At 71.9% G+C, this 9,010-nt stretch carries 9 protein-coding genes and 1 pseudogene; 4 read left to right on the top strand and 6 right to left on the bottom strand.

The window, feature by feature from the left end; translation table 11 throughout:
- Positions 1-144: 144 nt before the first annotated feature.
- From H5J29_RS11865 to H5J29_RS11840, 6 genes are all read right to left on the bottom strand, one after another.
- A complete protein-coding gene (locus H5J29_RS11865) occupies positions 145-759 on the bottom strand; it encodes an ATP-dependent Clp protease proteolytic subunit (RefSeq protein WP_181780988.1) in 615 nt (204 codons plus the stop codon).
- Entirely contained in the window at positions 759-1,334 is a 576-nt protein-coding gene (locus H5J29_RS11860; protein ID WP_181780991.1) for a ClpP family protease, read from the bottom strand. Before H5J29_RS11860 ends, H5J29_RS11865 begins: the two co-directional genes overlap by 1 nt.
- Positions 1,335-1,423: 89 nt before the next feature.
- The gene (locus H5J29_RS11855; RefSeq protein WP_220187292.1) at positions 1,424-2,398 is read right to left on the bottom strand and encodes a hypothetical protein; all 975 of its coding nucleotides are present in this window, start codon (positions 2,396-2,398) and stop codon (positions 1,424-1,426) included.
- Complete coding sequence (locus H5J29_RS11850) at positions 2,374-3,045, bottom strand: MerR family transcriptional regulator (RefSeq protein WP_181780987.1); 672 nt, start codon at positions 3,043-3,045, stop codon at positions 2,374-2,376. Before H5J29_RS11850 ends, H5J29_RS11855 begins: the two co-directional genes overlap by 25 nt.
- Positions 3,046-3,079: 34 nt before the next feature.
- Complete coding sequence (locus H5J29_RS11845; protein ID WP_181780986.1) at positions 3,080-3,412, bottom strand: cupin domain-containing protein; 333 nt, start codon at positions 3,410-3,412, stop codon at positions 3,080-3,082.
- 9 nt (positions 3,413-3,421) lie between these two features.
- Positions 3,422-4,165 (bottom strand): MerR family transcriptional regulator, encoded by a 744-nt coding sequence (locus H5J29_RS11840; RefSeq protein ID WP_181780985.1) that lies wholly within the window; start codon positions 4,163-4,165, stop codon positions 3,422-3,424.
- A 105-nt stretch (positions 4,166-4,270) separates the two neighbouring features.
- Here H5J29_RS11840 and H5J29_RS11835 point away from each other — a divergent pair, with 105 nt between their 5' ends.
- The 4 genes and pseudogenes from H5J29_RS11835 to H5J29_RS11820 form a co-directional block, all read left to right on the top strand.
- Entirely contained in the window at positions 4,271-5,500 is a 1,230-nt protein-coding gene (locus tag H5J29_RS11835) for an acetyl-CoA C-acetyltransferase (RefSeq protein ID WP_181780984.1), read from the top strand.
- Positions 5,501-5,507: 7 nt separating this feature from the next.
- Positions 5,508-7,643 carry a 3-hydroxyacyl-CoA dehydrogenase NAD-binding domain-containing protein gene (locus H5J29_RS11830; protein ID WP_181780983.1) on the top strand — a complete coding sequence of 712 codons (2,136 nt, stop codon included), beginning with the start codon at positions 5,508-5,510 and terminating at the stop codon, positions 7,641-7,643.
- Positions 7,644-7,835: 192 nt separating this feature from the next.
- A complete protein-coding gene (locus H5J29_RS11825) occupies positions 7,836-8,462 on the top strand; it encodes a DedA family protein (protein ID WP_181780982.1) in 627 nt (208 codons plus the stop codon).
- A gap of 63 nt (positions 8,463-8,525) precedes the next feature.
- Positions 8,526-9,010 (top strand): annotated as a pseudogene (locus H5J29_RS11820) (hypothetical protein); the annotation flags it as partial.

Here is a 9,010-nt window from a genome sequence, read left to right as displayed (position 1 = left end):
GCGCGGGCCAGCGCGGTCCCGCTGGGCCACAGCTCCGCCCAGTGCGGCGGGAGCAGTTCGTCCCCGACCTCGTCGAACGGCACCTCGCCCGCGGGGCGCAGCAGGATCAGCCCGTCGACCACCTCCTGCTGCACCTCCACCGGGTCATGGTCGCACCAGGGAGAGCTTGCGGGGGCGGATGATCTCGTCCACGATCCCGTACTCCTTCGCCTCCTCGGCGGTGAGGATCCGGTCCCGCTCGATGTCCTGGTGGACCTGCTCGCGGGACCGTCCGGTGTGGTGGGCCAGGGCCTCCTCCATCTGCGTTCGGATCCGCGCGACCTCGCGGGCGTGGATCTCCAGGTCGGAGATCTGCCCCTGCACGACGTCGGTGGCGGGCTGGTGGATCAGCACCCGGGCGTTCGGCACGGCGAGGCGCCGCCCCGTGGCGCCGGCCGCGAGCACCACCGCCGCCGCGGACGCCGCCTGGCCCAGGCACACCGTCTCGATCTCCGGCCGGATGAACTGCATGGTGTCGTAGATGGCCATCAGCGAGGTGAACGAGCCGCCCGGCGAGTTGATGTAGATCGAGATCTTGCGGTCGGGGTCGGCGGACTCCAGGTAGAGCAGCTGGGCCATGACGTCGTTGGCGGAGGCGTCGTCGATCTGCACGCCGAGGAAGACGATCCGCTCCTCGAACAGCTTGTTGTACGGGTTGGACTCCTTGATGCCGTCGCTGGTCCGCTCGACGAACGACGGCAGCGTGTACCGCATCTGCATCAGGCGACCTCTCCCGCGCGGGCCACGACGTGGTCCACGAACCCGTACGCCAGCGCCTCCTGGGCGGTGAACCACCGGTCCCGGTCGAAGTCCGCGAGGATCTGCTCGGTGGTCTGTCCCGTGTGCTCGGCGATCAGCGCGGCCATCTCGGCCTTGTTGCGGCGCAACAGCTCGGCGCGGATCCGGATGTCGGTCTCCTTGCCGCCCACCCCGGCCGACGGCTGGTGCATCAGGACCTGGGTGTGCGGCAGCACGTACCGCTTGCCCCGGGTGCCCGCGGACAGCAGCACCTGCCCCATCGAGGCGGCGAGGCCCATCCCGTAGGTGGCCACGTCGCACGGGATGAACCGCATGGTGTCGAGGATGGCGAGCCCGTCGTGCACCGAACCGCCGGGGGAGTTGATGTACAGCGCGATGTCCGCCTCGGAGTCCTCCGCGGCGAGCAGCAGCATCTGACCGGCGATCCGGTTGGCGATGTCCGCGTCGACCTCCTGGCCGAGCACGATGATCCGGTGGGTCAGCAACCGTTCGAAGACCGAGTCCGCCAACCCGGGCGAGGCGGTGGGCGCGCTCATCCGCAGCGGCTCGGAGCGGGGCGAGCCGGTCGGGTGGTTCGGAGCAGACATCGTGGACCTCCTGGGATGATCGGCTGGTGGGCCCGAACCTAGGGAGCCGACGCCCGTTCCGGGCCCGTATTCACCGTGAGCGAATCCGCGACCTGGGCCTTTCGCCACCGGTGAACGCCGGCACCCACCGCGGCGACCGCGATCGCCCCGCCGGCGACGAGGGTGGGCACGTCCGGCGCGAGGACGACCGACTGCCCGCGCAGCGCCTGCCAGGTCAGCAGGCCGAGGACCAGGGTGTACGCCGCGGCGGCGATCCCCACCAGGTCACGGCGGGCCGCGACGGACAGCCGCGGCGCGAGCAGTTCCAGCGCCACCAGCACCAGCGGGAGCACCTGCAGGGCGTGCATCCCCACGAAGTGCGGGATCCGCAGGTCCCCGCCCACGGTGCTCCAGCCGAGCAGCGCGAGCCCCGGGCCGCCGTCGGGCAGGCCGACGGTGTGGGCCCCGATCACCGTGCCGCCGGCATCGATCTGGCCGGGGAACGGGCGGGTCATCAGGAACCCCAGGGCCATCCCGACGACGGCGAGCACCGCCCCCGCCCGGATCGCGAGGCGCCGCGCCGGGTCGAGCGAGCGGACCCGGAACAGCGCCGCCGCGACGTACAGCGAGGCGAGCCACACGGCGACGATCGACACCGCCATGACCGTGACCACCGTCGAGTCGAAGGCCGTGGTGCGGTTGAAGTGGCTGGTGGTGCCGCGGGCGGCCTGCCCGACGATGATCACCAGCTCCACCCCGAGCAGCACGGCGGCCACGGTGCCCGCGAGGCCGACCCGCCGCGCGAGCGCCGGCCGGTGCTCGCGGACGAGCGCGATCAGCCACGCCCACGTCACGCCGTAGACGAGGGTGGACAGGGCGAACTTGGCGGGCTTGGCCCAGACCGGGGCGCCGGTGACGAGCCGGTCGTCGAGCACCAGGCCCACGAGGCAGGCGAGGAACAGCAGGGCCATCGCGGCAGCGAGCGCCAGCAGTGGTCGGTGCCAGCGGGTCAGGGCGATTCCTGTGGGGGACATGGGGTCTCCTCCGGTGCGGGCGGGAAACGGCGTGCCGAGACGTGCTCCTGGGCGAGCCTGCGCAGGGCGGCGAGCAGCCGGTCGCCGAGAACGGTGCCGACCAGCGCGGTCTCCACCCGTTCCTCCGGGTCGGCGAGGGCGGAGACGGTGTCGAGGTCGGCCTCGGCGATGGCCTCCACGGCGTCGGCGTAGGCGTCGACGACCGAGGCCAGCCGGTCGCCGGTCACCCGGTGCATGGTGGCGAGGCAGTCGATCGCGGCCTGGCGGGCCGAGGCCCCGGGATGCGGACGCCAGCCCTTCTTCGCCAGGACCTCGTCGATCCGGGCCTCGGCCCGGTGCTGCGCGGCGTCGTCCGGGGCCGGTGCGGTCGCCGGGTCCGAGGCGGCGATGGTCATGCCGAGGGTGTCGTGCAGCGGGACGGCCGGGTCGTCGACCGCGGCGAGGGTGGCCCGGACGGCCGCGATGGACAGCCCGCCCACCTCGACGAGGGACCGGACGAGCTGGAGCCTGCGCACGTGCTGCTCGCCGTAGCTGGCCTGGTTGGGCGAGGTGGTGACCTCGCCGCGGGGGAGGAGCCCCTCGCGCACGTAGTACTTGATCGTCGCCACCGGCACCCCGGTGGTGCGGCTCAGCTCGGCCATGCGCATGGCCGATACTGTAGCTATCGGATACTGAGACTGTCTACTTCTGGATGCGCCAGCCCGCGGCGGGCCCGAACACCACGACCACCGACAGGTCCTCGCGGACGTCCGTGAAGTGGTGGCGCTCCCCCGCGGGCACCAGGACCACGGTGCCCGGCCCGACGTCCACCTCCCCGGACTCGGCGACGAGGCGCGCGCGCCCGCGGACGACCACGTAGACCTCGTCCTCGGTGTGCGGGTCCTGCCCGTCCTTGCCGCCCACGGGGATGCAGTAGGTGCCCACCGAGAGGTCGGGCAGCCTGCCGTGCTCCCGGAACTGGTTCGGCTCCCCCTCGGGGACGGCGTACACTCCGGCGGCCCGCAACACCTGCACGGTGCGACGCTACCGCGCCGCGGCCTGCTCGGTGCCGCGTTCGGTCCGTTCCCGGATCAGCCGGTTGACCGCGCGGCCGAACGCCGTGACCACGCCCTGCACCGTCACCGGCTTCAGCCGGGTGAGTGCCGTCGCCAGCTTGCTGCGCTGGTCGGCGGGGCGCCCAGCGTCCCGGTAGGGCTGCAGGACGTGGTCCTGGAACACGCCCATCAACTCCTCCGCCAGCGCGTTCGTGTGCCGGTCGATCACCTCGCGGGAGCGTCGCCAGAACTCCGCGTCCAGGTCGAAGTCCAGCGAGTCCAGCCCCGCGGCCAACGGGATCTGCCCCTGCACGCGGTAGCGGTCCGGACCCACGGGCTCCACGACCCCGTAGGCGGCGAGCCGCTCCACGGCGTCGGCGTCGAGCTCGCGGCCCGCACGCCGCTCGAGCTCGACGTGGTCCACCTCGTCGAGCGCCTCGGGGGCCCACGGTGTGAGCAGGGCGAGCTGCAGGGCCAGCTCCTCCGGTCCCGCCGAGGCGGGCACGCGCTCCAGGTGCCGCTCGATCGCGGTGAGGGTGAAGCCCAGTGCGCTCAGCTCGGCCACCAGCTCCAGTCGGGCGACGTGGTCGGCGCCGTAGAGCCCGGTCCGCCCGCGCAGCGTCGGGGGTGGGAGCAGTCCGCGACCCGCGTAGTACCGGATGGTCCGAACGGAGGTGCCGGTGCGGGCGGCGAGCTGGTCCACCGTGAGGAGTTCAGGCTCGGGTTCCGCCATGGCTGCAGGCTAACCCACGCCTTGACCTATGTGACAGTCCTGCTGTAACAAAGGGTCAGGCGTCACGCCGCCGACGAAGGCCGGCATCCCCACGAGAGGGCCCGCATGAGCACCACAGAGACCATTCCCCAGGCGTACATCTACGACGCGATCCGCACCCCGCGCGGCCGGGGCAAGGCCTCCGGCTCGCTCCACGAGGTCAAGCCGATCTCGCTGGTCGTCGGGCTGATCGACGAGATCCGCTCCCGGTACCCGGAGCTGGACCCCGCCACGATCGACGACCTGGTGCTGGGGGTCGTGTCCCCCATCGGTGACCAGGGCGGGGACATCGCCAAGACCGCGGCGATCGCCGCGGGCCTGCCGCACACCGTCGCCGGGGTGCAGCTGAACCGGTTCTGCGCCTCCGGGTTGGAGGCCGTGAACACCGCCGCGCAGAAGGTGCGCTCCGGGATGGAGGAGCTCGTCCTCGCCGGCGGCGTCGAGGCGATGAGCCGCGTCCCCATGGGCTCCGACGGCGGCGCCTGGGCCATGGACCCGGACACGGCGTACACCACGGGCTTCGTCCCGCAGGGGATCGGGGCCGACCTGATCGCCACGATCGAGGGATTCTCGCGCGAGGCGGTCGACGCCTTCGCGGTGGAGTCGCAGGCCCGCGCGGCCAAGGCGTGGGCGAACGGCTACTTCGCCAAGTCCGTGGTGCCGGTGAAGGACCGCAACGGCCTCACCGTCCTCGACCACGACGAGTTCATCCGCGCGGGTGCCACGCTGGAGAGCCTGGCCGGGCTCAAGCCCTCGTTCGAGATGATGGGGCAGGACGGCGGGTTCGACGCCGTGGCGCTGCAGCGCTACCACTGGGTCGAGCGGATCGAGCACGTCCACCACGCGGGCAACAGCTCCGGGATCGTCGACGGCGCCGCGCTCACCCTGATCGGCACCGAGGCGGCAGGGAAGGCCGCGGGGATCACCCCGCGCGCCCGGATCGTCGCGACCGCGCTGTCCGGCGCGGACCCGACGATCATGCTCACCGGTCCCGCGCCCGCCAGCCGCAAGGCGCTGGCCAAGGCCGGTCTCACGGTCGACGACATCGACCTGTTCGAGATCAACGAGGCCTTCGCCGCCGTGGCCCTGCGGTACATGCGGGACATGGAGATCTCGGCCGACAAGACGAACGTCAACGGCGGCGCGATCGCCATGGGGCACCCGCTCGGGGCGACCGGGGCCATGATCGTCGGCACCCTGCTCGACGAGCTGGAGCGCCGCGACCTGCAGCGCGGCCTCGCCACGCTGTGCGTCGGCGGCGGCATGGGCATCGCGACCATCATCGAGCGGGTCTGAGGGAGATATGACCGAGAAGGCTGTGCGCTGGGAGTCCGACGCCGACGGGGTCGCGATCGTGACCCTCGACGACCCGGGCAAGAGCGCCAACACCATGAACGACGCCTACAAGCTGGCGATGGGCGAGGTCATCACCGAGCTGGAGGCGGCCAGGGGCGAGATCACCGGTGTGGTGATCACGTCGGCCAAGAAGACCTTCTTCGCAGGCGGCAACCTCGACGACCTGCTCTCTGCGGGCCCCGACGACGGCCCCGCCGTGTTCGAGAACGTCACGGAGATCAAGGCCCAGCTGCGCAGGCTGGAGAAGCTGGGCAGGCCCGTCGTCGCGGCCATGAACGGCGCCGCGCTCGGCGGCGGCCTGGAGATCGGGCTCGCCACCCACCACCGGATCGGGCTCGACGCCCGCGGGGTCGTCTACGGCCTCCCCGAGGTGACCCTGGGACTGCTGCCCGGTGGCGGCGGCGTCACCCGGATCACGCGGCTGCTCGGCATCGCGAACGGCTTCATGAACGTCCTCGCGCAGGGTCAGCGGCTCTCGCCCGCGAAGGCGCTGGAGCTGGGCGTGCTCGACGAGCTGGCCTCCTCGAAGGAGGAGATGCTCGAGAAGGCGAAGGCCTGGATCGCGGCCAACCCCGAGGCGGCCCAGCCGTGGGACCGGCCCGGCTACAAGATCCCCGGGGGCACCCCCGCGTCGCCCAAGCTGGCGGCGATCCTCCCGGCCTTCCCGGCCAACCTGCGCAAGCAGCTCAAGGGCGCGCCGATGCCCGCCCCGCGGAACATCCTCGCGGCCGCGGTCGAGGGCGCGCAGGTGGACTTCGACACGGCGCTGCGCATCGAGGGTCGCTACTTCGTGGACCTGGTGACCGGGCAGACGTCGAAGAACATGATCAAGGCGTTCTTCTTCGACCTGCAGGCGATCAACGGCGGGAAGTCCCGGCCTGCGGGGGTCGAGAAGTACACGCCGCGCAAGGTCGCGGTGCTGGGCGCCGGGATGATGGGCGCGGGCATCGCCTACGTCTGCGCGCAGGCGGGCTGGGAGGTCGTGCTCAAGGACGTCTCGCTCGAGGCGGCCGAGAAGGGCAAGGCGTACTCGGAGGGCCTGGTCGCGAAGGGCGTCAAGCGCGGCAAGGTGACCCTGGAGAAGGGCGAGGCGCTCCTCGAGCGGATCACCCCCACCGCGGACTACGACGACCTCGCGGGCTGCGACATCGTGATCGAGGCCGTCTTCGAGTCGGTCGCGCTCAAGCAGGAGGTCTTCCGCGAGGCGATGAAGGTCGTCGAGCCCGACGCGCTGCTCTGCTCGAACACCTCCACCCTGCCGATCACCGAGCTGGCCGCGGGCCTCGACCGCCCCGGCGACTTCATCGGCCTGCACTTCTTCTCGCCGGTGGACAAGATGCCGCTGGTCGAGATCATCAAGGGGGAGCGGACCTCCGACGAGACGCTGGCCAAGGCCTTCGACGTCACGCTCGGGATCCGCAAGACCCCGATTGTCGTCAACGACTCCCGCGGCTTCTTCACCTCGCGCGTGATCGGGACCTTCATCAACGAGGGCGTCTCGATGCTGGCCGAGGGGATCGACCCGCAGACGATCGAGCAGGCGTCGTCGCAGGCGGGCTACCCCGCGCCGGTGCTGCAGCTGATGGACGAGCTCACGCTCACGCTGCCGCAGAAGATCCGGAAGGAGTCCCAGGCCGCGGCCGGGGACGCGTGGGTCGCGCACCCCGCCGACGCGATCGTGGACAAGCTGGTGGAGCTGGGGCGCACCGGCAAGAGCGGTGGCGCGGGCTTCTACTCCTATGAGGACGGCAGGCGGGTCGGGCTGTGGCCCGAGCTGCGGAGCACGTTCGACGCGACGAACCACGACGTCGACCTGCACGAGCTGTCCGAGCGGATGCTGTTCATCGAGGCGATCGAGACGCAGCGCTGCTTCGACGAGGGCGTGCTGGAGACGGTGCCGGACGCCAACATCGGCTCGATCTTCGGCATCGGCTACCCGGCCTGGACCGGCGGCGTGGTGCAGTACGTCGAGGGCTACCCCGGCGGCGTCGCGGGCTTCGTGGAGCGCGCGGACGCGTTCGCGCAGAAGCACGGCCCCCGCTTCGAGGTCCCGCAGTCCCTGCGCGAGCGAGCCACCGCGTGACCGTGAGTGGCGATAGTCGCTCTGGCGACTATCGCCACTCACCGGGCAGGGTGGTCCGGATCGGTCGTCTCGGCCGAACGGCTGAGTGCGGCCGGGCCGTTCGCCCGAGGTGGCACTGTGACGCCGACCCCGATCCTCGGGGTCGTGACCACCGCTGCTTTGGGGCCCGGACAAATCGGGCATGCTGGGGACATGGCCGACTGGGTGTTCTCGATCGTCGACCGTCTCGGAGCCGCCGGGGTGGGGTTCCTGATCTTCCTCGAGAACGTCGTGCCGCCCATCCCGTCCGAGCTGATCCTGCCGCTGGCGGGGTTCCGGGCCCGCACCGGCGCCGTCGACGCGCTGTGGGTCTGGCCCGCTGCCACCGCAGGTTCCGTGCTGGGGGCGCTCGTGCTCTACGGGCTCGGCGCCTGGCTGGGGTACGAGCGGCTGCACGAGCTGGCGGGCCGGAAGTGGTTCGTGCTGTCGAGCCAGAAGGACCTGGAGCGCGGCTACCGGCTGTTCGAGAAGCGCGGGAGTGCGATCGTGCTGCTCGCCCGGTGCGTGCCGCTGATCCGCAGCGTCGTGTCCATCCCGGCCGGGCTCGCGCGGATGCCGCTGTGGCGCTTCACCCTGCTCACCGCGATCGGAAGCGGGGTGTGGAACGCGGTCTTCATCGGGCTGGGCTGGCTGCTCGGCGAGAACTGGGACCGGGTCGAGGGGTACCTGGCGCCGGTGTCCACCGGGATGCTGGTCGTCGGCGTCCTCTGCGTGCTCTGGCTCGTCGTCCGCCGGGTGCGGAGCAAGCGCGGCTACCAGGGCACCCACCGCGCGGAGTAGACGGAGTTGCCGGCAGCCCCGGTTCGGACGACGATCGCACCGTGGGACGCGAGGGGGTGACGGATGACGGCTGAGCAGGAGTGGGCGGAGGATCGCGCGCTGTTCGCCGAGGGCGGGGCCGAGGCGGTCGGTCCGCTCGCCCGCGAGTTCGTCGCACTGGCCGAGAGCCTGATGACGGCGAGCACCGTGGCGGAGGTGCTGGAGCGGGTCGTGCGCGCCGCCAAGGCGGTGATCCCGGGCGCGGACCTGGTCAGCGTGACCATCCGCGACCCGGACGACGGGTTCCGCACGCCCGTCGAGACGGACGAGCTGGCCACGCGGCTGGACGAGCTGCAGTACCGACTGGACGAGGGGCCCTGCGTGGCCGCGACCCGCAAGGGTGGCCTGGGGATCGTCCACGTGCCCGACCTGGCCGTGTCCGACGACTTCCCGCGCTACGGGCCCGCCGCCCGCGACCTCGGAGCGGGTGGGCTGCTGGCCGTGGGGCTGTTCCCGAACGGGGACGTGCCCCGGATGGGCGCGCTCAACCTCTACTCCCTCCGCCCCCA

It is taken from the genome of Pseudonocardia pini, from assembly GCF_013870575.1.
GTDB classification, from domain to species: Bacteria; Actinomycetota; Actinomycetes; order Mycobacteriales; family Pseudonocardiaceae; genus Pseudonocardia; species Pseudonocardia pini.
Note: the sequence above shows the minus strand (reverse complement) of the source record. Positions and strands in the feature narration are given on the sequence as shown.

Coding starts and splice junctions, on each gene's coding strand:
- H5J29_RS11850 (WP_181780987.1), bottom strand. CDS start 3,045: ATGCGCATGGCCGAGCTGAGCCGCACCACCGGGGTGCCGGTGGCGACG.
- H5J29_RS11840 (WP_181780985.1), bottom strand. CDS start 4,165: ATGGCGGAACCCGAGCCTGAACTCCTCACGGTGGACCAGCTCGCCGCC.
- H5J29_RS11855 (WP_220187292.1), bottom strand. CDS start 2,398: ATGTCCCCCACAGGAATCGCCCTGACCCGCTGGCACCGACCACTGCTG.
- H5J29_RS11865 (WP_181780988.1), bottom strand. CDS start 759: ATGCAGATGCGGTACACGCTGCCGTCGTTCGTCGAGCGGACCAGCGAC.
- H5J29_RS11825 (WP_181780982.1), top strand. CDS start 7,836: ATGGCCGACTGGGTGTTCTCGATCGTCGACCGTCTCGGAGCCGCCGGG.
- H5J29_RS11835 (WP_181780984.1), top strand. CDS start 4,271: ATGAGCACCACAGAGACCATTCCCCAGGCGTACATCTACGACGCGATC.
- H5J29_RS11830 (WP_181780983.1), top strand. CDS start 5,508: ATGACCGAGAAGGCTGTGCGCTGGGAGTCCGACGCCGACGGGGTCGCG.
- H5J29_RS11860 (WP_181780991.1), bottom strand. CDS start 1,334: ATGAGCGCGCCCACCGCCTCGCCCGGGTTGGCGGACTCGGTCTTCGAA.